This window comes from Brevibacillus sp. HB1.2 (assembly GCF_013332495.1).
In the GTDB taxonomy this organism is placed as follows: domain Bacteria; phylum Bacillota; class Bacilli; order Brevibacillales; family Brevibacillaceae; genus Brevibacillus; species Brevibacillus porteri.
In genome coordinates this window covers 159,824-183,898 of record NZ_JABMIU010000012.1, presented here as the reverse complement: position 1 = coordinate 183,898, position 24,075 = coordinate 159,824, and the positions used below count along the sequence as shown (strand labels likewise).

Below are 24,075 nucleotides of genomic sequence, written 5' to 3'. Positions count from 1 at the left end.
TGGATGTTAACGCAACAAGAACTAAATAGAATGATTGATGATCACCAATTATGGATCATTGAATCAAAATCTAGAGGCACACAACTGCATTTAGAGGATGCTACTTTAATTGAATTGAATTTAGTTGGTAGGAACTTAATAGATGTGGTACTGGTAGGCTCAACATTACAGAAATGTTTATTAACTAATACTGATTTTTATTATTCTAATCTGGCATCAATTAATCTTTTTGAGGTCAGTATGAATGGCGTAATTTTGACAAAGTCGAATTTGGATTACTCGATATTTAAGCAGTGTGATGCATCAAACTCTAAGGTTATAAAAGCTACGTTTTATGAATCAGTAGTAGAGGGAGTAAATTTTTCTAATTCTAGTATGATGAAAGTAGGGTTTATGTATTCTAACCTTAAAAATGTAAAATTCATTAATTGTGATTTATCGAGAGCATCTTTTAGGAATTCCATCCTTCAAGATGTAAACTTTACTGGTGCTGATTTATCTGAAGTAGACCTATCAAACGTAGAGATAAACAATGTGAATTTTAATGGGGCTTTTTACAATCATAAAACTAATTGGTCTGAAAATATAAGTTTAGAACAAATGGGAGCTATTTTCAAAGATGAATAGCAATTGGGACACTGGCAAAAATTTTATGTAAACCCATTTACTTTCCCAACAACAAGATCGTACAATACAACTCACAAACTAAACACTAAAACATTTGATAAAATTTCAAAGGCTTATTCCAAATCGAATGACGAGGAGGAGTGAGTCTTTTAAGCATGTCCAAAATTAATGGAGGAAAAAAATGGCGAGCAGGTATAGGAAAAGGTAGGATGAATTGCACAGACACAAAGAGAGTGTGAGGCAATCATGGATGAAGTGAGAGGAGACTGTCAGCAACCACGAGAGTTACGGAGAGATGAAGATACTGGTAAGAATTCCAATAGGCCGATTCTTTTTTCTGGACGAACAAAGGCTGCCGAGTTTCTCGACAGCCTTAAAATAGGGGAGGGAATTTCCTAATTCTTCTTTTAATCGCAGTTATTAATTTTTCAGCTCGGTAATCATTTTTGAAACATGTTTTTTCCTTCTCGTTTCCATTCACTTGAATCTTTTTGCTTAGCGTGTCACTTGTGTTTATCGCTATTTTCCACGACCAGTCACCTCCCTCAATTGAGAAGGGTACCTACCGTATCCCAAAAAGAGGAAACAGCTGCTTACCGCTTAATCGGCAAAGAATAGTAACCAAACGCTAAATCAATCAAGGCACTTGCTTCTTGACGCTTCAACAAATCTTTTGCGCGGAATGTGAAAGAGCCATCTGCGCTTATCTTCGTATCCGGATCGACGATGCCTTGTGAAGCAAGAATAGTGATCGCATCTGTTGCCCATGCATCGGCTTTGTCTTGCAGCTTCACTTTGCTGGTAGCCATCGGTTCTAGCTGCTTCAAAGTTTGGATCATGACAGCAGCGGTTTGTCTTGAGATAGGTGCCGAAAGGTTCAAATCAGGGATGCTTGCGGCCAATTGCTTTCTATTGATGGCTTCATCCCCGGGAAATCCGTACCAGCCATGTGCTTTGATCAGAGCGTCAATAAATTCGCCTTGTGTCATGGTCCCTGTAGGATCAAATTTACTTCCTGTTTTTGCTCCCATAATGGAAAGTGCGCTGAGATTGTTGATATAGGTCTTATAGCTACTGCTATTAGATACGTCTGAGTAAGTCTCTTTCCTATCCATTTTTTGTGAATGGGCAACGGCATGTGTGACGTTATTTGGCGTGGAATAATAGAAGTATGTAATGTTACCGTTTTTCTCTTCCTTGAACGCGATTTTATTGCCTTCCTCATCTACAAACAGCAGCGGATGAATCATGCGTAGCTTTTGTTTTCCACTTGTAGCATCTTCCAGCATGAGTGAGCCATTCTCGTAGGCAATAGAAGTGCGGGTCCAAAAGCCACGCGTATTTTCGTACAGTCCGATATATTTTTGGGCATCCTTTTCACTCAAGGGCAAATACACAGGCTCTGCTTTTTCTTTTTCCGGGAAATAATGATCCATGAATTCTTTGAAAATATCGGCTCTCATGTCCGAATCATTGTTGTAGGACATATAAAAGGCGGTTTTTTGTTCAGGGATCAATACGATCAGGGAAGCATGTCCAGGAATGTTTCCACCCTTGAAAACAACGTGCTGACCATTTGCCAGCTCTCTATAAAGGTTTTCAAAGCCTACTGTCGTGACCGGCATGTCCTTTTCCGCGAAAATCTGGTAAGAATGCATCAAGTTGATGCTTTTCTTGCTGACGATTTCCTTGCCATCAAATTTTCCGTTTTGCAACTGCATGATCAAGTAATTGGCCATGTCTTCTCCAGTTGATAGAATGCTTCCCTGCGGAGCACTACTTGGAATGAATCCTTCTGCCGGATGTGGCTCGCCATTAGGTCGGTAATGAGCAGCCATTCTCTTCAAGAGCTCAGGCTTCAAGCGTACGCTACTCGAGGACATTCCGAGAGGCTTGAACACTTTTTCATCCATATATTCGTCAAAGGGGATTCCACTTGCTTTTTCCACGGCGTAGCCAGCGAGTAAGAATCCTGTATTATCATACGAATAGACCTCGCCAGGTGGTCGGATGACGGACGGCATATTATTCTTTGAAACGAATTCAGCCAGCGAGATGTCCTGCTCGATGTATTGTGGACCGAGAAAGGTAGTGATGTCAGGAGAATCGAAGCCGCTTGAGTAAGTAAGCATGTCGTACAGAGTGAGCGGTTTTCCCGTCTTATTGGGAATCTTTAGCCCGCCGAGATATGCCTCTACATTATGATGCAGGTCTATTTTGCCCGCATCGACTTGCTGCAAGACGGCCATGGCGGTAAAGGTTTTCGTTACAGAGCCAATTTGGAACACCGTGTCTTTATCAACAGGGATATTCTTTTCCTTGTCAGCGAAGCCATATCCTTTGTTCACGAGAACCTTGCCATCACGGACGACAACAAAGTTGGAACCATTCACATTAAATTTTTTCATTTTCTCTGCAAACAGTTGATCGGCAAACGCTTCTACTTCTTTGGCATCCAGAGGTCCTTTTATGTTGTTGGCAGCAATGGAAGCAGTCTGATTTATTTCCATTGCACCGAGCGGCTGCGTGCATGCGGCAATCAAGGTCGTGGAGAGAAGAAAAATCGTGAGACTCATTTTTTGAAAAACCTTTTTCATGTGGGATTCTCCTTTGGGTTTTGCTAATACGTTTTGGCGCACCGACTCCGAGAGTGAGCGCTTAAGTACAGTATGGCAAAGCTCGCGTCATATTCGGTAGTTACTTTGTGTCATATGACATTTTGGCACTCGCTCATGTCATGCTCAGCGGATTACGGAGCAAATGAAAAAAGCTGCCGAGTTGCTCGACAGCCTTAAAGTGGGGGAGAGTAGCTATTAATCTTTCAACTCGGTAATTACTTTTGAAGCACGTTTTTCATCTGGGGTAGGGAACATTTGATATTGATGCTGAAGCTCGATTTCCTTCTCATTTAAGTCACTCGAAACTCTTTGCTCAGCTTGTCCCCTGTGTTTATCGCTATTTTCCACGACCAGTCACCTCCCTCAAAGGAGTAGGGTATACAACAAGTCCCTACTTTATCCCAAAAAGAGGAAAAGGGTGCTTATCGTTTAATCGGCAATGAATAGTAACCAAATGCTAAGTCAAGCAAGGCACTGGCTTCTTGACGCTTCAGTAAATCTTTTCCGCGGAATGTGAAAGAGCCATCTGCGTTTACCTTCGTGTCAGGATCGACGATGCCTTGTGAAACAAGAGCAGTAATCGCATCTTTTGCCCATGCGTCGGCCGTGTCTTGCAGCGTCACTTTGCTGGTTGCCACTGGTTCAAGCTGCTTTAAATTTTGGATCATGGCAGCAGCGACTTGTCTTGTGATTGGTGCCGATGGGTTCAAATTAGGGATGCCTGCGGCCAATTGCTGTCTAAGCACGTCTTCACTCCCGGCCAAGACGTAATGGCCCTCTGCTTTGATCAGGGCGTCAGCAAATTCGCCTTGTGTCATGGTCCCTGTAGGATCAAATTTACTTCCTGATTTCGCTCCCATAATGGAAAGGGCGCTGAGGTTGTTGATATGGGTCTTATAGCTGCTAGTGTTAGGGACGTCTGAGTAGGTCTTTTCCATTTCCATTTTTTGTGAATGGGCAACAAGGCTCATGCCGTTCATCGCTGTATAATAGAAGTATTTGATGTTACCGTTTTTGTCTTCCTTGAACGCGACTTTTTCTCCTGCCTCATCTACAAATAGCAATGGGCGAATCATTCGCAGCTTTTGTTTTCCGATTGCCTCACCCTCAAGCACGAGTGATCCATTCTCATAGGTAATAGAAGTGCGTGTCCAATAGGCACGCGTATTTCGATACAGCCCGAAATATTTTTGCGCATCCGCTTCACTCAAGGTCATGTAAACAGGCTCAGCTTTTTTTTCTGTTTCTGGGAAATAATGATCCATGAATTCTTTGTAAATATCAGCGCTAACCATTGAATCATTGTTGTAGGACATGAAAAAGCCGGTTTTATGTTCCGGGATCAATACCATCAGGGAAGAATGGCCTGGCATGTTTCCGCCCTTCAAAACAACGTGCTGACCATTTGTATACTCTGGAAAATAGTTTTCAAAGCCTACGGTTGTGATCGGGATGTCATCCGCGAAAACCTGGTGCGTATGCATCAAATCCAAGCTTTTCTGGCTGACGATTTCCTTACCGTCAAATTTTCCGTTTTGCAGCTGCATGATCATGTACTTTGCCATGTCTTCTGCTGTTGATATAATGCTTCCCTGTGGACCATCAGTTGGAGCGTGTCCTTCTAGCGGACGTTGCTCGCCATTAAGATCGTAATTGGCAGCCATTCTCTTCATGAGCTCAGGCTTCAAACGTACACTGGTCGAGGCCATTCCGAGAGGCTTGAACACTTTTTCATCCATATACTGGGCAAAGGGGACTCCACTTGCTTTTTCCACGGCGTAGCCAGCGAGTAAGAATCCTGTATTATCATACGTATAGACTTCGCCAGGTGGTCGGATGATGGTCGGCATGTGCTTTGGAAGGAATTCATCCATAGAGATGTCCTGCCCGATGTATTGTGGACCGGTAAAGGTAGTTTCGTCTGGCAATTCGAAGCCGGGTGTGTAGGTGAGCAAGTCGTACATGGTGACTGGTTTTCCTGTCTGATTAGGAATTTTTAGCCCACCGAGATATTCCTCTATATTTGCATGCAGGTCAATTTTACCCGCATCGACTTGCTGCATGGCAGCCAAAGCGGTAAAGGTTTTCGTTACAGAGCCAATTTGGAACACCGTGTCTTTATCAACAGGGATTTTCTTTTCCTTGTCAGCAAAGCCGTAGCCTTTGTTCACGATGACTTTGCCATCACGGACGACAACAAAGCTGGAACCAGTCACATTATGTTCTTTCATTTTTTTTGCAAACAGTGGATCGGCAAACGCTTCTATTTCTTTGGCATCCACCGGTCCTTGGGCAGCAATGGAAGCAGCCTGAGTGGATTCCACAGCACCGAGCGACTGCGTGCATGCGGAAATCAAGGTTGTGGAGAGAAGAAAAACGACGAGACTCATTTTTTGTATCACTTTTTTCATGTGCGATTCTCCTTTTTGTGTTGGCAACACGGTTTGACGCACCGACTCTAAGAGTGAGCGCTTGAGCACAGTATGGCAAAGCTCGTGTCATACTCGGTAGTTACTTCTTGTCATCATTTTTCCGATATACTAAATAGTTGTTGTCTCTGTGATGAAACGACATGACTTGACATGCCAAATGACGTTTTGGCACTGGCTCAGAGAGGAGTTAGTTTCGTTTAATCGGCAGCGAATAGTAGCCAAACGCTAAATCAAGCAAGGCACTTGCTTCTTGACGCTTCAGTAAATCTTTTGCACGGAATTTGAAAGAGCCATCTGCGCCAACCTTCGTATCAGGATCAACGATGCCTTGTGAAACAAGTGCAGTGATCGCATCTTTTGCCCATGCATCGGCATCTTGCAGCTTCGTTTTGGTGTTTGCCATTGGTTCAAGCTGCTTCAAATTTTGGATCATGACAGCAGCGACTTGTCTTGTGATTGGTGCCGATGGGTTCAAATTAGGGATGCCCGTGGCTAATTGTTGTCTAATCCCGTCTTCACTTCCGGCAAATACGTACTGGCCTTGTGCTTTGATCAGGGCGTCAGTAAATTCGCCTTGTGTCATGGTCCCTGTAGGATCAAATTTGCTTCCTGTTTTTAGAAGGTATTCATCCATCGAGATTTCCTGATCAATGTATTTTGCATCGGTAATGGCAATGCCATCAGGCAAATCGATGCCACTTGTGTAGGTAAGCAAGTCGTACATGGTGACCGGTTTTCCTGTCTTATTAGAAAGCTTTAGCCCACCGAGATATTCCTCTAGCGATTCTCCTTTTTGTGTTGGTAACACCGCAGCGACTCCTAGAGTGAGCGCTCGAGCACAGTATGGCAAAGCTCGTGTCATACTCGGTAGTTACTTCCTGTCATCACTTTTCCGATTTACAAAATGTTTTTGATGAAATGACATGACTTAGCCTGTCATATGACATTTTGGTACTGGCTCATGTGACGCGCAGTGGATTACGGTAAGGGCAGACCGTCATCATCGTGTCGGAAAAGGTATAGATAGGAGAGAATTAGCTTAGATGAAAAGGGCGATTATGCGTAACGTTCAAAATGGTATCTTTTTGCTGTTTACATTCGTCTCGGGAGTATTTTATTTATGTTTTTACTTGGTCAGTATCATGCTTGGCTTGGCCTTGTCATTTACCGTAGTGGGAATTCCTTTGCTCACCAATGTGTTGCGTACAACTCAAACCTTTGTCCAGTATGAACGTATTCAGACGAAGATTTATACCGATATTTCCATAGAACCGTTGGCAATGAGACAAAGAGCAGTGGGAAATCAATGGAAGCAGGCAAAAGCGGAATTAACGGATGAGAGAAACTGGATATCCATTTATTGGCTGATGAAGAAATTTGTCATAGGCTGTATCTGCCTGGTGGTCGGAGTACTTATCTACATTGCACCCGTATGTTTTGCGATCGTACCGTTGCTCTATCATTTCATAGAGATAAATTTTTTAGGGAGCGTAGTGGATTCAGAGCTGAAGGCATTGCAAATCATGAGTTTAGGATTCATACTCATGATCGGGTGCTCCAAGATTGGGAACGGACTGGTAAAATTAATTGGAGGGTATACTCGCTTGATGTTCAAAGCAATTAGGAGATGATGGTTTGCTAGAGATCGTAAAACAATGGGCATGGTATGACTGGGTGATGCTTTTTTTACGTCTGCTCATTTGCTTTTCACTCACCGTTACGACAATACAATGGGGAGATTCTCTTACGCTGCCCTTATGGATTGTTATTTTGTGGCAAATAATGGTGTTTTCCGTCCCGTGGATTTGTTTAATGCTGAGCTATCGTTACTATCTGATAGCTGAAATGCTCTTGTTTGGCGGATTATCGATTTATCTCACGTCTTTGTTTCCGGAGGCGTACCTTACTTTTTTGATGCCAGCTTTTTTGATTGCCGCCAATAGTGCGGAGAAATCGTTTCGCTGGTCGGCTCCCATTACGATTGTTTTCCTTCCACTGCTGATTGTGCTTTTCTCGCGGAAAATTGATGTGTTCGAGATTTTTCCGCAAGTCGGGCTTGCTTATGTGTTGGGGTTTGCCTTTCATTTGCTCATTGTCAACCATCGGCAAAATGAAATTATTCGCAAGCAAAACAGTGTGCTGGAGCAATACCTCACCCAAATCGAGAGAGTGACTCTGCTGGAGGAGCGGGACCGACTCTCCAAGGACCTACATGATACAATGGGGCATTCCTATGTCTCGATCATCATGGGGCTGGAAACCTTGCGTCAGGATGTGGTGTCGCTGGAAGGGACGCAAAAGCTCGACTCCCTTTTGAAGCTTGCGAGAAACGGCATGAAGGAAGTGAGAGGGTACTTGCATCAGATGGGGTCACCGCAAGAGACGCTTCCCTTCGTTCATTCGCTGAAGCAGCTTGCGGAGGAGTTTCAGACACATGCAAAGGTAAATGTACGGTTTCGTGCGATCGGAGAAGAGTATCCTGTTGGTAAGCAGGTGAAAATGACTATGTTTCGCTGCTTACAGGAATCTTTGACGAATGCGGTACGCCACGGGCAGGCTACGGACATCGTCGTTTCTCTCTATTTTGAGCCGCAACAGACGAGGCTGGAAGTACAGGATAACGGTCACGGGATGGAAAATTGGAAGGATGGTTTCGGGATCACGACGATGAAAGAGAGGGCCGCTCATTTGCAAGGAAGAGTATCCGTATACTCAGAGCGGGGAGAAGGAACGATCATTACTTGTTTTGTGCCGAGGCTGGTAGAGAGCGCGGATGAAATCATTCGTTTGTTTATCGTCGATGATCACTCGTTTATTCGGGAAAGCTTGCGCACCATACTCGAGGGACAGCGAGACCTGCGGGTAGTCGGGATGGCAGAGGATGGGGCGCAGGCTATGGAGCTGTGCGAGGAGCTGGAACCAGACCTGGTGCTGATGGACTTGGAGATGCCGAATATGGACGGGATCACTGCGACAAAACGAATCAAGGAAAAATGGCCCGGTATTCGTGTTCTTGTCCTGTCTACGTTTCAAGATACTGAAAAAGCCAAGGAAATTATGCGCAGTGGTGCAGACGGCTATCTCTTGAAATCGATTGAATCACGTGAGCTTGCGGAAACGATTCGCCTCGTCCATCGCGGTGGTACGATGATTGCACAGGACCTGTTTCATAAAATGCTGGATGCACAACCAGTAAACGAACAGGAAGATTTACTCGTTGCATCGAAAATAAGCGAAAAAGACGAGAATGTTTATGGTTTAACGAAGCGGGAGCAGGAGATTTTGCAGATGCTCTCCCAAGGCATGCGCTATAAAACGATCGCTTCCAAGCTGTATTTGTCAGATGGGACAGTGCGTAACTATGCGTCTGCCTTGTATGACAAGCTCGGTGTGCGGAATCGGGATGAAGCGGTACAAAAAGGGCAAGAGGAAGGACTTCTGTAACGTATGACAGCCAGGGAGAGTAGCCCTGGCTTTTTGCTTTTCCTGATTAGGTAGTTCATTGTAAATATTTCTTGTTCTGTTAATATAAAGCGTGGTGCAAATTATGGAAATCTAAAGAGACAGAGCAAGGAGACTATCAAGGAGAGTATTGGTGGAGGAAAACTATGAAACGATGGATGGCAGCATTGTTAAGCCTTGTGTTAATCCTGACGGCGCAATCTAATACGGTTCAAGCCAAAGGGAACGACACAAGAGACGTTTACGAACAGCAGTATACACGTATCGGGGAGGATTACCACATCCTGAACGATAATGTGCTACTGTCGAAAAAAGATGGAACCGTATGGACTTGGTACATCTATGGACATCCTTTGAGTGCTTCAGATCCATTCTATGAAGCCAAGCTGATGCAAATTCCGGGCTTGCAGGATGTCAAAGAGATGACAGTCAAAAGGAAGTCGGCCCGGGGTAACTATATTGTTAACTATGCGGCGCTAAAAAAAGACGGTACGGTGTGGTATTGGGACTCCGCCCCCGTCACTACCCTTGAAACGAGTTCTGCAAGTGTTCCGCGGCAAATCAAAGACTTGAAAAATGTAACGTCACTAGTCGCCCATTATACGGGTGCCTACAAAGTCTTGTTCGTCTTAAAATCAGACGGTTCCGTATGGAGTTTGGGAAGTGAAATAGGTACCACTAAGGGTGGCTCACCTACTACAGTCCGAACAAAGCTACTAGATGATGTCGTATCCATAAAAATGGCGAATGGCATCGTATTCGCTGTGAAAAAGGACGGTACGGTTTGGAGGTGGAAGGCAAACTCGTATCCGCCGAATAACCGCTCGAAAAACACAAGTCCAGAGCAGATGAACGGATTTGCTGATATCGTCAAGATAGAGCCGGGCATTTCTACCAGCTATGCTTATATGAAAGATGGCACAGTCTTGTCTTGGTCAACCGCTGACACGAAAAAATATCCTTTGTATTTGCATGCAGCAAAAGACGCACGAACGATGGTCCAATTGGATTCCATTCGAGATCGGAATATCGACGAAGCTTATGCCCTCCGAGAGGACGATCAGCTTTGGTCAGTGGACAACAACCATAAAGTTTTCCCAGAGCTTACAGACATCGCTTCTATACACCATAGCGACTTTTCACCACCCAAAAGGTATTACTATGTAGTAAAAAAGGATCAGACTTTGTGGGCTTGGGCAGATTCGATTGCCTTGCCGAAGCTAGTTGTTTTCACGGGAGAAACGGCAACTAGCAATCGCCCAGTGAAAACAGACAAACCAACAGCCGAACGCCCTAGGACAGCAGACAAACCAACGGGCAATCACCCTGGAGCAACAGCTCAGCCTGTGATACGAACTACCCCGGAAATGAGTCTCTATCCGTATATTACGATGCTGCAACCTGGGAACAAACAGTTCATTGCGGTAAATAATTTGCTTCCCGGGACAAAAATGGCGTACACCATTGACGATCCGAGTATAGGAACCTTATCGAATGTGAATGGCACACAGGTCGTAAAAGCGAACAAACCCGGGCAGACCATTGTACGGGCAACTGCAAGCAGAGCTGGTTCTCCGGACGTGACCGCTTCCTTTTTGTTGTACGTCGTCGACAGTAACACGTTGTCCGAGACGTACTACACTGCCGTCCGATCGGTACCTGTCGCTGACAGACAGCGTCCGTTTATTGTGGAGGGACTGACCCAAGCAGGAGAGCTTGTGATTACAGCCGCAAGCAGCGAAAAGCCAAAGCTTGTTGACGGCCAACTCGTCATTACTTCTGACTTGATTGACCGCGTAGCTGACAATGCGCGAAAGGCTAAGACTGCGGTGGAGCAGACGCTATCGGAAAACAACATTGCTCTTGCTAGGGAGTTGATCGTGAATGGGGAAATTTTGTCGTTGCCTGACCAAAATGGTTTTACAATCAAGCTTTACAAGGATAGCTTCACGAATCGTAAGGATGTCGACTATCTTACCGTCCATGCGGGGGATGCGAAACTGACGTTTAACCTTGCGACTGTAAATCGCCTGTTCCATTCGCTCCCGGTTATCGTTATTCGCTTGGTCGAAAACAATAACGGCGGATATCACGTACAATTTTTAGATGAACAAGGGCAGGAGCTTTCGAACGTATCAAGCAACATCCGTCTCATTCTGCCTGCAAATCAGGCGGACGCGACAAATAATAGCGTGTTCTATTCGAATGGGAAAAGCACGCAGCCTATCGGTGGAAAGTTCAATCCGTACAATAACGGCATGGAAGCCGAAATAAACCGTTCCGGAACGTATTTCGTGGACGATAATACCAAAACGTTCCCTGATGTTGACAACCGGGATCCTGAACTACAGCAAGCCGTACAATTTCTGGGATCGAAAGGAATCGTAACTGGGAAAGAAGATGGCAACTTTGAGCCTGATTCACCGCTTACCCGTGCTGAGTTCACGGCGATGCTGGTAAGAGCTTTTTACGCTTTGGACGAAACAGCGACGGAGAGCTTTTCAGACGTGAATCCGCCACAATGGCATGTTCCATTTATCGCTTCATCCGAAAAAAAGGATATCGTGAAAGGTTATCCAGACGGCACATTTAGGCCGGATCATACCATATCCCGGGAAGAAATGGCTGCGATTGGCGCAAGATCATTACATGAAAAGAAGAATTACTATTACCCTTCGAATACAGAGGACTACTTGAATCAATTCACAGACCAACACACGATTTCCGAATGGGCGAAACCAACGATGGCTTTGGCTGTGAAACAGCGCTTGATCGATGTTCCTGCGGATAAACAGATTAGAGCTGGCGAGGCTGTCACTCGCGGGGAAGCTGCCCGAATGCTATATCGATTATATTTGCAGCTTTGATACTGTTCATAAATTGCGAAAGGCTTATTCCAACTTGAATGATGAGGGGGAATGAGTCTTTTTGCATGAGAATAGATGGAGGATTTTTAACCCATTCGGAGGTATTTCACAAATCCAAAGAGTATCTTTTAAAAGAATTGGATCGTTTGGATATGCAAAAACTAAAGGAAAAACTGTCACTGGAACAATTCGATGATGTGATGACAAGAAAAGCCTTGTTATTAGAAAAAATTGAACAGAAGCCAATTGCATATCATTTAGATACGATAGTTTAAGTGGAAATTTTCAAACCCATCCCCTAAGAAATTTGACAGCTATTTACATATAGTTGTATAGTAAACTACCAAATGTAACCCCTTATATACATAAACAATTCTTCTATCAAAACTCCACGAGGAGGAATGACACGATGGAAATGTCTATCACAAGAGGACTCTCAGAATTAAAATTACTCGATAAAAGAATCCAAAAAGGAATCAATGAAACGACTTTCATGTCTTCCGCAATTGGACCTAAGCCAGTAACTGGTTATACGTCAACAGAACTGTATGTGGAAACGACAGAGCGAAACTACCAATCCGTTGTTGATCTAATAAAAAGAAGACAAAACATTAAGTCGCTGATCGTCGAGTCCAACGCAAAGACGATGGTAACGATTAGCGGCAAGAGAATGACAGTGGCAGAAGCAATCGAGCGAAAAACGTCCATTCAATACGAGAAATCACTGCTGGAGAAAATGAGAAGAGATTACAACCATGCAGTCACGCAGGTTGAATCGAAAAATGAAGAAGTACAGCTACGATTGGAAAAGCTGCTCGAAGCGAACTTTGGCAAAGACTCCAAGGTGAAGGATACGGAAATGGAAGCGATCTCCAAACCGTTTAAAGAGCAAAATGAAGCAAAGCTCGTAGACCCCTTGAAGTTGAAAGAGAAAATGGATACGCTTAGTAAAGAAATCGATGAGTTTGAGTGTGAAGTCGATTTTATCTTAAGTGAATCCAATACGATTACCAAAATCAATCTTGTGGATTAACAGTGTGGTTTGCTAGTCATTTGAATAGCTGATAAACGAGAGTCCCTTGCCTAGTGGGTTAACTAGGCCATCCTACAAATTATTTGGCGAATACGAGGATGAAAGCTCAAAGATGAACGTTCAGATTTCAAAACTTACGGGTCAAAGCTCTTTAGGCTCAAAGGTTAGGGTTCAAGATGTAAGAATCGATGAAATCTTGGGGTATTGGTCCATAAAAGTACACTCTCTGGACTTTTCAGCAACCACCAAGCTAAATGGTTAGCAACTAGGACTTATTCGAAGTAGAGATATGTTGAGAGAAGATTCTCAGCGTACCTCTACTTTTTTATTTTATAAACGAAACGGTTAAGAGATAGAAAAGATATGTCGATACAAATAGGAAGAAAAGGTAATAAATTGATTGTGCAATACAAGGAAAGTCAGGGAGTGAAGCAATGGAATTTGAGTTTCATGTTACCTTCAACGATCTACAACTTGATGAAAAGGAAGCTTTTATCGATCTCTGCCAATCGGAACAAGTAAAGCCGGTCATGATCGTCTTGGATCAGGGAAATTACATCAATCAACCGATGATAACAGGAGTAATCAAACGACCTGATTTTCATGAAGTGAATAAAGAGATGGAAAAGATTGCAGCTACGTTTCAAAACAACGGTTTTACCATCGTCCGAAAAAAAGTAGAGATTTCTCCAAAAGAAGAAACGTATTTTCACCAGCCCATCATAAACTCGAAGCCTTACTTCGAATGGCATGGAAAAGTACAGGTCGATGATGTCACCGCGTTACGAAATTTATGTGAGGGTCATGGTGGACATATTTCGAGAAACTCTTTGAATGCGAATGGAAAAGTGAGATTTATCACCGTCCGAGAATATGAGAGCCCGAAACAGTTTTACGATCGAGTAGAAAAGATACATACCATTTTGCAAGCAAATCAGATCGGGCTAATCAAAGAACAATATGAACTATGTATTTATGACAGCCGCGAAGAACTGGACAGCGGCTGGATTTCCTAATTTTTAGATGGAGGATCATGATGATTACGTATGATGATGTAGCAGAGTTGGAATATGAAGCGAGAGAGCTCGTTGTTTTGGAAGCACTGTTGAGAAGAATTGCTCTAGTGAATATGCCCTTTGTATTAAAAGGCAGCCTTCTAACCAGACAATATTTGGACAACCGCCAGATTCGGGATGCAGATGATATCGACTTATTGTATGCGGGGAAAATCAGGGACGTCGAACATGCCCATGAAGTATTTACACAATGGATGATTCAAGTAACCGAAATGGATCTGAACGACGGCGTCGTGTTTAGAAGTTTTCGAAAGAATGCATTTTGGAGATATATCGACTACGCTATGGCAGATGATTTTCCGACGATCAATACGGATATTGCCTATTATTTCAAAGGTCAAACAAGGGAAGCGGATGACTATAATGAGCTGAATCTGGATATTTCGTTTCACTTGGAAATGGATGCAGACCCGGTTCCGCTCGAGTACCAACCTGTCTTTGGAGAAAGCTTTCTTGTTCCGTACACTGTGCCCCTGTCTATCCAGGTTGCTTGGAAGCTGCATCAAACAATCGTCAGGCCGAGGTTTAAAGACTTGTACGATTTGAAATTTTTACTCTCTCACCCGTCCTATGACAACGATGCGCTCAAGGAAACATTACAGGCGCTCGTGAACGAATGCAGTATCGATCCATCTATTAAGAAAACGGATATGAAAAAGGTGCTTGTTGATGATTTACAGCCCATATACGATTCATTATCCTACGATTACGACTTGAGAAAATATGCTGGCGGCATGGATCGTGGCCTTTATTTTACGCAGTTTGTCAGTGAGTTGCGTAAAAAGATGGATTTTGCAGGGATTAATGGGTATGCGTTTGAAAATTTGCCAAGTCCAACACCGAAAAAATTGTAACAGGATAGTAAGTAAAGTAGGCTTATTCCGTCTGTCTCGGTAGAAGGAATGAGCTTTTTTTATGGGATACAAGGTTAATGATGAGATTGGTCGGAATCATTCACCATCATCATTCATGAATAATACCCTACATTAACCCAATTTCTTTAGAGCAAATGTGTCTTTTGAGTCAATGGGATGATCCAAACTGTACATGTAGGGGAGTAGCGAATGAGCGAAGGTAAACAGAAAGATAAGAAAATCATTTTTGACTATATTGTTGTAGGCACCGGTCCAGCAGGTTCTGTTATTGCAAAGAAACTAACAGACGATAAAAAAACATCCGTTCTCGTATTGGAATCAGGAGAAAATAATGATAGGGACACGCCAATTAGCAACTCAACGTTTGCCTTAGAGCTGGAGGAGCTGTATCTTCCTCAATATTTTTGGCAAGGAGAAGGAGTACCCCAGGAAAAAGTAAATGAACGAAGTTTTGAATGGACGACGGGTCGATTATTGGGTGGAGGCTCTTCTATTAACACACAGCAGTATGTAAGACCTACCTCAGCAGTTTTTCAACAATGGGAGAAGTTGTTGGGACCTCTTTGGTCTCCAAAGAATGCAACTCGCAGTTTCCGAAAAATGGAGAATTACAATGGGAAGACAAACAATAAAGAGGTTCACGGTTATAAGGGATTGATCGACATTCGGCAAGCACCTGAAAATCCAACACCCATGTCCAAAAAGTTAGTGTCAGCCATCGAGAAAGCAACAGGATTTCGAAAAATTCTCGATTATAATGACCCGAAAACTCCCCTTGGACCCTTTACGCGTTGGCAATTATTTCAGCAACCCAATGGACGGCGAGAAAGTGCTTCCACCGCTTTTTTATCATCAGATATCATGACTACTGCTGGTCAAGGAGTCAATGGTCGAAAGCTGCAAGTTTTCTTTAAATCAACAGCTCTTCGGGTATTATTTAAGAATAAGCGAGCAATTGGCGTTGAATTTCTCAAAGAGGGTAAACGCGTACGAGCCTACTCTCGGAAAAAAGTAATCATCTCAGCAGGCATCCATAGTTCTCAGCTTTTAATGCTTTCTGGAATCGGTCCCGCCAAAATGCTTAAGGACGAAGGAATCCCAGTTGTTTTCGCCAACTCCCACGTTGGCAAAGGCCTTAGAAACCACACGCTCAACTTTGCTGAGTTTAGTGCCAATCCGAAAGATAACCCATTGCCTGATGATGATCCAAATGCGCTTTTTTCAGGTGGCGCCTTTTTGCCAGATCCCACTCCAGGCTCAAACAAAACTCGTCGTGCAGTCCAACTGATTGGAATCGGCTCAAAAGGGAAACTGACGATAGCTATCCTTTTCCTAAAACCAAAGAGCCGTGGTTCCATAAGTATACAAAGTAATGATCCGTTGAAAATTGTGCTGGCTGATGAAGGATATCTCAATAATCCCGCAGATCTTGAAGCAGTTAAAAACTGCTATAAGGTATATATCAAGAAAATAGCCGCACAATTAACCGCGATCGATCGATCATACCGGCTTATTTCACCAACTCTAGACATCATCAACAATAATCGCAAGCTTGAAGAGTTCATCAAAAATAATTTTGACCATAATCATCATGAACAAGGTGCGCTTCGCATGGCGCCTCTTAGCAAGGGGGGAGTGGTGGATAGCCAAGGTCAAGTCCATGGAGTAAAAGACTTAATTGTTGCTGATGATTCGATTATTCCATTCACGGTGGATGGCAACACGTCTGCACCAGCCTACCTTATTGGAAATACAATTGCGCAGCAGCTCTTGAAACAAAACTCGCGAGATAATATGAAAAAGTGAAATTAGTAATGAAAATAGTAATATCCCGTGAATCCGCAATTGTACGGAGATTCAGGGGATATTATTCATGGATTGCCGTTGTACGAAATCTCGGGTTTTTGGTTTGTAGCTACAGCGAAAATCTAGGACGATAGTATCGCGTCTTTAGATGCCGCTGTATTCTGTTATTGGTTGATTAACCCAAAAAGGCAATAGAACGCTTCACTTTCCTGGCGAATGCAATGGGATTATCAATTGATTCCCAATGAATATACATAAGACGCGGGTTTTCAAAGAGCCAGTGATTATGGACTGCTGTTACCTTTATCCCGTTTTTGCGAAGGTTTGACAACAAACGGTTTACCTGGTTTTGGAAGAGAGCCGTTTCCCCTAAACATAGGGCACGTCCTGAACTGTTTAAGGATTCGAACGAGAACAGTTGATAACGGACCAATGGGGATGTGGTTCTTCTGCCTAATATGGACGCATTGAATATTCTATTTCTGGAGACGAAACAAACGGGACCTCTCGTAATTTCATGCTCTGTTCCACCTAAAATGGCAGAAAATCGGTTACACAGTCTTCTAAACTGGGGACTTGCCTTTGCTTTTGCCTTTACTTTGCCCATATCCGTCATCCTTTCGATTATGATGAAATGAAAACTTCATGGCTCCACCATGTTAACCCAGGAATGCGATGGACTCTTTGGTTTTCCTGGCGAATACGATCGGATTTTCTATCGCTTCCCAATGCATATACATTAAGCGCGGGTTTTCTTTTAGCCAGTGGTTGTGAAGTGCTGTCACTTTAATCCCACGTTTGCGGAGATTCGACATCAAACGGTTCACCTGATTTTGGTGAACGGCAGTCTCGCCCAAACAAAGGGCACGACCCGACTTATCAAGGGATTCAAACGAAAACATTTGAGCTCGAACTAAAGGGGAAAGCGTTCGTCTTCCCAAGATTGTTTCTCGAAGATTTGTAAGCCGCATGACAAAACAAACAGGCCCATTATCAACTTCCGACTCGCCCCCTAATATTCTTCCAAATCGGGCACAGAGCCTTTTAAATTGGGGGCTAACCTTCGCTTTTGCTTTATTCGCCATAGTAATCCTCCTTTTGTCAATCTAGAAATATCTTATGAATGACAGAAAAAAGGGAAATGAGTAATCTGTGGCTTTTTTACATGAAAAAGATACAGATTTCATTCTAGGTTCTAGTTATTCTCCCTAATCAAGCTTCTGAAGATTTTCTCGTAGCGGAGTTTATCGGATAAATATCATGACGATGCAGTATTGTTTGGGAGTGAGACAATCATCGTTGATCACGTAAAACTTGAATATTGAATGGAGGTGACCAGTATGTACAAAGAATTAGATGTTTTCATAACAGGCTGCCAAAATACTGTTGATTATTGGTATGACTATGGCTGCATAATAGCGTCTGACATGCTAGCGAAGTTCAGCCAAAAGGATTGGGAAGACTTGTCCAGTCATGTGCTGATGAAACCGTTAGAATGGCAGCGAAAACTCGCATACTGTATGGACAGTTCTTGTAACGAGCATGAACTAAATATTCTACTATCGTTGCTGGATACGGATGATGAGGAACTTTTCGTGATCTGTGTAGATACGTTGAGAAGCTTTACGACTCTAGAAGGGAAACAAATGATACGTGACAATCCTGCCATGCTCGTTCGCGTAAATGAATTGCTTCCCAGAGCTGGCGTTGCGACTAGGAGAGTATTAGAGGATTTTCTTGTGAAAATACATGGCTAAGTTAGCTTCATTACTTAAGTTGCTAAATTACGGAGAGCTGTATTTAGCAGTACAGGGAATATTCTTGCCAATGCTTTATTTTTTTGTATAAGGAATGCAGTGGAAATAGGGCGAGGAAGTGCAATTAGAGGGATTGAACGGAGTCTTCCTGTTGAATACAGCCATGTCTGTATGGGAAGTGAAAAGAAGGGAGGGAAGATTCTGCTAGCGGTCTTTATCTCGCAAGCGGAATACGAATGGAAATGAATTTTTTCGAGCTTCAATATTTGATAGCAGACAGCTTCTATACCGAGGTATGCGTGAATGGACGTACTTACGGACAAGCTGCGGGTATTTGTCATCTCGCTTTCGATCAATACATCTATTCCGATACGATTCTAAGTATCGTAGCTGTATCATTACTAACCAAATTGATGGTAAGGCATGACGTACCACTATCCGAAAGTGATCGAGAGGATATGCTAAGGGTCTTACGTTTGGCAAAAGAGATGGATTATCGGCCAATGTTGTCTGAGGATGAAACGGAATATGTAGAAGAGTATCTTTCGCTCGTTCGTCAGAAATACGAGGAAAAGGACTGACGAAAGATGATAACCCAAAAAGAAATCAATCAGATGATTGATAAGCATGAATTATGGCTTAGTGGGGAGAAAACGAAGGGTGTACAGCTATATGTTGAGGATGGCATTTTCTCAGAACTAAACGTAGCTGATAGATTCTTAATCGATGTCATGTTGGCAGGATCAACAATAAAGAAATGCACATTAGCCAATACAGACTTTTATTATTCTAACCTTGCGTCAGTCATTTTTTTAGAAGTGAGAATGAGTGGGGTTATTCTGACAAAATCAAATCTGGATTACTCCATAGTAAAAAATTGTGATGTGACTTCTTCGAAATTAATTAGAGCGACCCTTTGTGAAGCAGAAGTGGAAGGAGTTGATTTTTCCAATTCAGATATGATAAAGGTTTGCTTTACGGATGCAACTCTGAAAAATGTAAAGTTTATCAATTGCGATTTAACATGGGCTTCCTTTCGTAATGCAAGCCTGCAAAATGTTGATTTTACCAGTGCAGACCTTTCTAATGCAGATTTTACAAACGCTACGATTAAAAATGTAGATTTCACCAGGGTGATTTACAATGATAAAACCAAATGGCCTGAGGGCAGCCGAAGGAGTATCTAGAAGGTGGTACAACACTTGAAAAAGATAAATAATGACTGGAAGCATCATTTCATCAGAGGCGTTTTCATCAATCAATCTAGAATATTGAAAAGCATAACGATCATCCTTACAAGAGAAGGTGTTGTATTTGATGAAGTTTGCATGATTGCGACATACGGTAATTTCGATACCGATGATCCTGAGCGATGTGCGATTGACGAAGTTGTCCTGAGTATGCGATTCCACGGGTTTCCAGAGGAAGTGGCCTATGTAACATATGGCGAGTACTTGAACTTAATCGAATGTGGTTTGGAAGAAGTCATGGACAAGTACGAGGAAGCTGCGAAGGAAGAAATTTTACAGGCACTAGCAAAAGCAAGAAATGAGTTGAGGAGTAATGGGAGTGTGAGTCAGTTATGAAACTGCACCTCAGGAATGGAGAGTAAACTTGCTTTCTTACTCCGGGAGCAACTGTGATTTTGCTATATTCAAGTGAATGATTATACAAATTACATACGGAGCCAGCATCACATATTCAGTAGATGAGCTCATGAAAAAATGATACCAAGCAGGCTAGAAGTTCCTCGAGAAATAATGAACGAGACGGCGTCTGGTATAGAACCGAACGATCCACCACATACTACAAACGCTATATCTATACCATGAGAGGTGGAGCGTCCGGATGAGTATGACAATGAGTCGGCCAGTGACCGATGTACTTAATAAACAGGTTGCCAACTGGTCTGTGCTGTATATGAAGCTGCATCATTATCACTGGTTTGTCAAAGGCCCGAATTTTTTTACCCTGCATGAAAAATTTGAGGAGCTATACAACGAGGCAGCCAAAAATGTAGATGAGCTGGCGGAGCGGCTGTTAACGGTTGGGGGCAAGCCTGTTTCGACGCTGAAGGACTGTTTGGAGCAGGCTTCCATTAAGGAAGCGACAGGTGGAGAGTCTGCGGATCAAATGGTTGAAGCGGTCGTGAGTGATTTTACACTCCTGATTAAGGAGCTCCAAGAGGGCATTACAGCTGCGGAAGCAGGGGACGATGAAGCGACTGGGGATATGTTCTTGGGGATTATGGACAGCTTGCAAAAGCATGTGTGGATGCTGCAAGCCCACTTGGGAAAATAAGGATAAATTCTTTTGCTAGCAAAGCTGATGCCATGGGGTATCGGCTTTTTTTCTATGTGCTCATGAAGGCAAAAGTGCAGGGCTAGTCTGATTTGGGACAACCCCCTTGTTCCCAAGAAAGACATGCTGGTGTAAACTAACCTTGTGTGAAATAGAGAAAGCACTTTCATGATGGAAAGGATGTACATTCCCATGGCATCACCCTATGTTACATTTAATCGCGAGCAGTGGAGTGCTCTGCGGGCTTCCACGCCGTTGACCATATCTGATAACGAGCTTTCCCTTTTGCAGGGCTTGAACGAGAAAATGTCCATGACAGAAGTCTCCGACATTTACTTGCCGTTGTCCCGTCTGCTGAATTTGTATGTCGGGGGCACGCAGGAGCTGTACCAGGCGACTCACACTTTTTTAGGGAACCAGGATGGCAAGGTTCCATTCATTATCGGTATTGCAGGTAGTGTGGCTGTAGGCAAAAGCACAACGGCTCGCATTTTGCAGACGCTGCTGTCTCGCTGGCCGAATCATCCGAAGGTCGATTTGGTAACGACAGATGGATTCCTGTATCCGAACAAGGTTCTAGAAGATAGAGGAATCATGAAGCGCAAGGGATTCCCAGAGAGCTATGATTTGCGGCGCTTTATCAATTTTCTATCCGATGTAAAATCGGGTTTGCCTGAAGTGAAAGCGCCTGTTTATTCCCACCTTGTGTATGACATCGTACCAGATGAATGGCAGACCGTCAGACAGCCTGACATTTTGATTGTCGAAGGCTTGAATGTGCTGCAACCGCCTATAGGTGACGAAAACGATGCTCGTATTTCCGAGGTCATTGTTTCTGATTTCTTTGACTTCACGATCTACGTGCATGCGGAAGAGAAGCACATCCTGAAATGGTATGTAGAGCGGTTCAAGCTGTTGCGTCAGACCGCGTTCTCCGACCCATCCTCGTATTTCAAGCGTTACGCGAGTCTGTCTGACGAGGAGGCGACTGAGGTAGCCACCGGTATTTGGACGGAGATTAACGGAGCCAACCTGCGCCAAAACATTTTGCCGACGCGTGTTCGCGCTCAATTGATTTTGGACAAGGGGCAGGATCATATGATACAAAGCGTGAAGCTGCGCAAGCTGTAGATAAAAAGGTGGGAGACGGTTGTCATGAAAGTGATTAGTGCCTGTTTGATCGGCTGTGAATGCCGTTACGATCAGAAGTCATGCTTAGACCAAGAGCTGGAGCAATTGCTCCGGGAAGGAAAGGCTATACCCGTCTGTCCTGAACAGTTGGGAGGCTTGCCAACACCACGACCGCCAGCAGAAATCATCGGGGGGACTGGAGAAGATGTTCTGGATGGTAAAGCACGCATCATAGACAACACTGGCCGAGACGTCACCGAGGAATTTTTGATGGGGGCGAACCAAGCGCTGAAGCTGGCGAAAACGGTTGGAGCCACATCTGCCATCTTGAAAGAAAACAGTCCGTCCTGTGGAAGCTCCTTCGTTTACGATGGCAGCTTTTCCGGGAAAAAAGTGCCGGGTGTCGGGCTGACGGCGGCGCTGTTTCGCAGAAATGGGATTGAGGTAATCTCTGAATCAATCGTATCCAATGAATAAAAAGGGGGGACGCGATGGAAGCGTCCCTCTTTTTACGTCCCTCTTTTTGTAACTACGTTTTACAACTCCTTCAACAACCTCTCCAGCTTCTTCTGCTGTTCTTTCCGTTTTTTCTTCGCAATGCGGTCTTCTTCCTTCAGTGCCAGTACAAGGGAAAAGCACATCAGGACCATGATGACGGTAAAAGGCAGCGCTGCCACAATGGAGGCTGTTTGCAGGCCTTCTAAGCCGCCGCTTAACAAAAGAACGATGGCGATTGCGGATTGGAGGATGCCCCAGGTGATTTTTACCCGATTCGACGGGTCCAGGTTGCCATCAGAAGACAGCATGCCGAGCACGAAAATAGCTGAATCCGCCGATGTGATAAAAAACGTGATGATCAACAGAACCGCAACGACAGCGAGAATGTATCCCATAGGCAACTGCTCCAGTGCGAGGAATAGCGCAGTCGAGATGTCACGTTGTACCGCTGCCCCTATAGGCGCTTGATCAAAAATTTCGAGGTGAAGCGCAGTCCCACCAAACACCGAAAACCAGATGAAGCTCAACAAACTCGGAACGAGCATCACGCAAATGACGAATTCCTTGATCGTGCGCCCTTTGGAGACGCGTGCGATAAACATGCCGACGAACGGCGCCCAGGCAATCCACCACGACCAGTAAAACAGCGTCCAGTTGGCTACCCATGTCCCTTGTGTAAAAGGGGTCAGCCGCAAGCTCATCGAGATGAGATTGTTCAAATAACTGCCGAGCGTGCTGGTGAAGGCGTCAAAAATAAACGAGGTTGGTCCCAATACGAGCGTCAGCAGGAGGAGCAACAAGGCCAATACCAGGTTCGTATTGCTCAAATACTTGATTCCCCGATCCAGTCCTGTCGTAGCCGAGAGCAGAAATAGTACCGTAATAATGGAAATGATCACGATTTGCACGGTGGTGTTGGAGGGCAATCCAAAGAGGTGAGACAAACCTCCGTTTATTTGCAGAGTTCCGAGGCCAAGTGAGGTTGCGACACCGAATGCTGTGGCGATGACAGCCAAAATATCGATCCCTTTTCCGAGCGGTCCATGTATGCGCTCACCGAGCAGCGGGCCAAAGGTGGAGGAGATCAAGCCCTTCGCTCCTTTGCGAAATTGAAAATATGCGAGAGCGAGAGCGATGAGAGCGTAGATCCCCCAAGGATGCAGGCCCCAGTGAAAAAATGCATAACGCAGAGCGGTTTGTGCGGCTTCGGTCGTTTGTCCAGTCACACCTGCTGGTGGAGAGAAGTAATGAGAGACGGGCTCCGCCACTCCCCAAAAGACAAGACCAATTCCCATCCCAGCAGAAAACAACATTAGCAAACCAGGTGGGGAGCGAATATTCCGGCTCGTCATCGTCGCTCCCCAAAGGGATTTGTCCGTATCTGCTAAAGGCAAGAAAGATACAAAAGATCAGAAAACCGAAAGTCACGATTAAATAAAACCAGCCAAAATTCGTCGTGGTCACTTTCAGTACATGGGAAGCCGCAGAGGCGAAAAGCTCAGGAGAAATCGCGCCGAACAGCACAATGACAAATACAATGACCAAGGATATCAGGAAAGTCATCTTTATCCTCCCGGGAATCTACAAGAAAT

At 44.1% G+C, this 24,075-nt stretch carries 22 protein-coding genes and 1 pseudogene; 16 read left to right on the top strand and 7 right to left on the bottom strand.

Translation table 11 applies throughout. From position 1 onward, the window contains the following. Positions 1-3 precede the first annotated feature (3 nt). On the top strand, positions 4-627 hold the full coding sequence (locus tag HPY28_RS23350; protein WP_174231511.1) for a pentapeptide repeat-containing protein: 624 nt from the start codon (positions 4-6) through the stop codon (positions 625-627). A gap of 593 nt (positions 628-1,220) precedes the next feature. On the opposite strand, the gene HPY28_RS23345 is transcribed toward HPY28_RS23350, so the two are convergent. The 4 genes from HPY28_RS23345 to HPY28_RS23330 all read right to left on the bottom strand — a co-directional run bounded on the left by HPY28_RS23345 (position 1,221) and on the right by HPY28_RS23330 (position 6,485). Further along, complete coding sequence (locus HPY28_RS23345; protein ID WP_174231510.1) at positions 1,221-3,224, bottom strand: serine hydrolase domain-containing protein; 2,004 nt, start codon at positions 3,222-3,224, stop codon at positions 1,221-1,223. Between the two features lie 216 nt (positions 3,225-3,440). Next, the gene (locus HPY28_RS23340; protein ID WP_173623156.1) at positions 3,441-3,593 is read right to left on the bottom strand and encodes a hypothetical protein; all 153 of its coding nucleotides are present in this window, start codon (positions 3,591-3,593) and stop codon (positions 3,441-3,443) included. Between the two features lie 74 nt (positions 3,594-3,667). Beyond that, positions 3,668-5,656 carry a serine hydrolase domain-containing protein gene (locus HPY28_RS23335; RefSeq protein ID WP_174231509.1) on the bottom strand — a complete coding sequence of 663 codons (1,989 nt, stop codon included), beginning with the start codon at positions 5,654-5,656 and terminating at the stop codon, positions 3,668-3,670. A 208-nt stretch (positions 5,657-5,864) separates the two neighbouring features. Further along, complete coding sequence (locus HPY28_RS23330; protein ID WP_371813536.1) at positions 5,865-6,485, bottom strand: hypothetical protein; 621 nt, start codon at positions 6,483-6,485, stop codon at positions 5,865-5,867. A gap of 235 nt (positions 6,486-6,720) precedes the next feature. Between HPY28_RS23330 and HPY28_RS23325 the strand changes: the two genes are divergently transcribed. The 8 genes from HPY28_RS23325 to HPY28_RS23290 all read left to right on the top strand — a co-directional run bounded on the left by HPY28_RS23325 (position 6,721) and on the right by HPY28_RS23290 (position 16,796). Further along, a complete protein-coding gene (locus HPY28_RS23325; RefSeq protein ID WP_174231508.1) occupies positions 6,721-7,308 on the top strand; it encodes a sensor domain-containing protein in 588 nt (195 codons plus the stop codon). 4 nt (positions 7,309-7,312) lie between these two features. Continuing rightward, positions 7,313-9,121 (top strand): helix-turn-helix transcriptional regulator, encoded by a 1,809-nt coding sequence (locus tag HPY28_RS23320; protein WP_173623152.1) that lies wholly within the window; start codon positions 7,313-7,315, stop codon positions 9,119-9,121. Between the two features lie 164 nt (positions 9,122-9,285). Further along, positions 9,286-12,006 carry an S-layer homology domain-containing protein gene (locus HPY28_RS23315; RefSeq protein ID WP_174231507.1) on the top strand — a complete coding sequence of 907 codons (2,721 nt, stop codon included), beginning with the start codon at positions 9,286-9,288 and terminating at the stop codon, positions 12,004-12,006. A gap of 65 nt (positions 12,007-12,071) precedes the next feature. Then, a complete protein-coding gene (locus tag HPY28_RS23310; protein WP_174231506.1) occupies positions 12,072-12,281 on the top strand; it encodes an Imm3 family immunity protein in 210 nt (69 codons plus the stop codon). Between the two features lie 134 nt (positions 12,282-12,415). After that, complete coding sequence (locus HPY28_RS23305; protein ID WP_173623149.1) at positions 12,416-13,039, top strand: hypothetical protein; 624 nt, start codon at positions 12,416-12,418, stop codon at positions 13,037-13,039. A 434-nt stretch (positions 13,040-13,473) separates the two neighbouring features. Then, the gene (locus HPY28_RS23300) at positions 13,474-14,055 is read left to right on the top strand and encodes a hypothetical protein (RefSeq protein ID WP_173623148.1); all 582 of its coding nucleotides are present in this window, start codon (positions 13,474-13,476) and stop codon (positions 14,053-14,055) included. Positions 14,056-14,072: 17 nt separating this feature from the next. Next, on the top strand, positions 14,073-14,969 hold the full coding sequence (locus HPY28_RS23295) for a nucleotidyl transferase AbiEii/AbiGii toxin family protein (protein WP_254613179.1): 897 nt from the start codon (positions 14,073-14,075) through the stop codon (positions 14,967-14,969). Positions 14,970-15,179: 210 nt separating this feature from the next. Further along, positions 15,180-16,796: a GMC family oxidoreductase gene (locus tag HPY28_RS23290; protein ID WP_174231505.1), complete on the top strand. Its 1,617-nt coding sequence runs from the start codon at positions 15,180-15,182 to the stop codon at positions 16,794-16,796. A 175-nt stretch (positions 16,797-16,971) separates the two neighbouring features. Here HPY28_RS23290 and HPY28_RS23285 read toward each other — a convergent pair whose 3' ends face one another. Further along, positions 16,972-17,403 carry a DUF1259 domain-containing protein gene (locus HPY28_RS23285; RefSeq protein ID WP_069846206.1) on the bottom strand — a complete coding sequence of 144 codons (432 nt, stop codon included), beginning with the start codon at positions 17,401-17,403 and terminating at the stop codon, positions 16,972-16,974. Positions 17,404-17,455: 52 nt separating this feature from the next. Further along, positions 17,456-17,881, bottom strand: coding sequence for a DUF1259 domain-containing protein (locus HPY28_RS23280; RefSeq protein ID WP_174231504.1), 426 nt, complete (start codon positions 17,879-17,881; stop codon positions 17,456-17,458). A 255-nt stretch (positions 17,882-18,136) separates the two neighbouring features. Between HPY28_RS23280 and HPY28_RS23275 the strand changes: the two genes are divergently transcribed. From HPY28_RS23275 to HPY28_RS23245, 7 genes are all read left to right on the top strand, one after another. Then, positions 18,137-18,553: a hypothetical protein gene (locus HPY28_RS23275; RefSeq protein WP_174231503.1), complete on the top strand. Its 417-nt coding sequence runs from the start codon at positions 18,137-18,139 to the stop codon at positions 18,551-18,553. A 236-nt stretch (positions 18,554-18,789) separates the two neighbouring features. Continuing rightward, positions 18,790-19,134, top strand: a complete 345-nt coding sequence (locus tag HPY28_RS23270; RefSeq protein ID WP_174231502.1) for a hypothetical protein — start codon at positions 18,790-18,792, stop codon at positions 19,132-19,134. Positions 19,135-19,140: 6 nt separating this feature from the next. Then, positions 19,141-19,740 carry a pentapeptide repeat-containing protein gene (locus HPY28_RS23265; RefSeq protein WP_174231501.1) on the top strand — a complete coding sequence of 200 codons (600 nt, stop codon included), beginning with the start codon at positions 19,141-19,143 and terminating at the stop codon, positions 19,738-19,740. A gap of 15 nt (positions 19,741-19,755) precedes the next feature. Then, a complete protein-coding gene (locus tag HPY28_RS23260; RefSeq protein ID WP_217444873.1) occupies positions 19,756-20,139 on the top strand; it encodes a hypothetical protein in 384 nt (127 codons plus the stop codon). 262 nt (positions 20,140-20,401) lie between these two features. Next, positions 20,402-20,854: a Dps family protein gene (locus HPY28_RS23255; RefSeq protein ID WP_017247348.1), complete on the top strand. Its 453-nt coding sequence runs from the start codon at positions 20,402-20,404 to the stop codon at positions 20,852-20,854. 192 nt (positions 20,855-21,046) lie between these two features. Further along, on the top strand, positions 21,047-21,985 hold the full coding sequence (coaA, locus tag HPY28_RS23250) for a type I pantothenate kinase (protein ID WP_238144679.1): 939 nt from the start codon (positions 21,047-21,049) through the stop codon (positions 21,983-21,985). Between the two features lie 24 nt (positions 21,986-22,009). Beyond that, the gene (locus HPY28_RS23245) at positions 22,010-22,462 is read left to right on the top strand and encodes a 2-thiouracil desulfurase family protein (RefSeq protein ID WP_069846192.1); all 453 of its coding nucleotides are present in this window, start codon (positions 22,010-22,012) and stop codon (positions 22,460-22,462) included. Between the two features lie 59 nt (positions 22,463-22,521). On the opposite strand, the pseudogene HPY28_RS23240 reads toward HPY28_RS23245, so the two are convergent. Then, positions 22,522-24,046 (bottom strand): annotated as a pseudogene (locus HPY28_RS23240) (glycine betaine uptake BCCT transporter). Positions 24,047-24,075 lie beyond the last annotated feature (29 nt).

Coding starts and splice junctions, on each gene's coding strand:
- HPY28_RS23290 (WP_174231505.1), top strand. CDS start 15,180: ATGAGCGAAGGTAAACAGAAAGATAAGAAAATCATTTTTGACTATATT.
- HPY28_RS23310 (WP_174231506.1), top strand. CDS start 12,072: ATGAGAATAGATGGAGGATTTTTAACCCATTCGGAGGTATTTCACAAA.
- HPY28_RS23295 (WP_254613179.1), top strand. CDS start 14,073: ATGATGATTACGTATGATGATGTAGCAGAGTTGGAATATGAAGCGAGA.
- HPY28_RS23255 (WP_017247348.1), top strand. CDS start 20,402: ATGAGTATGACAATGAGTCGGCCAGTGACCGATGTACTTAATAAACAG.
- coaA (WP_238144679.1), top strand. CDS start 21,047: ATGGCATCACCCTATGTTACATTTAATCGCGAGCAGTGGAGTGCTCTG.
- HPY28_RS23275 (WP_174231503.1), top strand. CDS start 18,137: ATGTACAAAGAATTAGATGTTTTCATAACAGGCTGCCAAAATACTGTT.
- HPY28_RS23345 (WP_174231510.1), bottom strand. CDS start 3,224: ATGAAAAAGGTTTTTCAAAAAATGAGTCTCACGATTTTTCTTCTCTCC.
- HPY28_RS23280 (WP_174231504.1), bottom strand. CDS start 17,881: ATGGCGAATAAAGCAAAAGCGAAGGTTAGCCCCCAATTTAAAAGGCTC.
- HPY28_RS23300 (WP_173623148.1), top strand. CDS start 13,474: ATGGAATTTGAGTTTCATGTTACCTTCAACGATCTACAACTTGATGAA.
- HPY28_RS23315 (WP_174231507.1), top strand. CDS start 9,286: ATGAAACGATGGATGGCAGCATTGTTAAGCCTTGTGTTAATCCTGACG.
- HPY28_RS23285 (WP_069846206.1), bottom strand. CDS start 17,403: ATGGGCAAAGTAAAGGCAAAAGCAAAGGCAAGTCCCCAGTTTAGAAGA.
- HPY28_RS23325 (WP_174231508.1), top strand. CDS start 6,721: ATGAAAAGGGCGATTATGCGTAACGTTCAAAATGGTATCTTTTTGCTG.
- HPY28_RS23305 (WP_173623149.1), top strand. CDS start 12,416: ATGGAAATGTCTATCACAAGAGGACTCTCAGAATTAAAATTACTCGAT.
- HPY28_RS23335 (WP_174231509.1), bottom strand. CDS start 5,656: ATGAAAAAAGTGATACAAAAAATGAGTCTCGTCGTTTTTCTTCTCTCC.
- HPY28_RS23350 (WP_174231511.1), top strand. CDS start 4: ATGTTAACGCAACAAGAACTAAATAGAATGATTGATGATCACCAATTA.
- HPY28_RS23245 (WP_069846192.1), top strand. CDS start 22,010: ATGAAAGTGATTAGTGCCTGTTTGATCGGCTGTGAATGCCGTTACGAT.
- HPY28_RS23270 (WP_174231502.1), top strand. CDS start 18,790: ATGGAAATGAATTTTTTCGAGCTTCAATATTTGATAGCAGACAGCTTC.
- HPY28_RS23265 (WP_174231501.1), top strand. CDS start 19,141: ATGATAACCCAAAAAGAAATCAATCAGATGATTGATAAGCATGAATTA.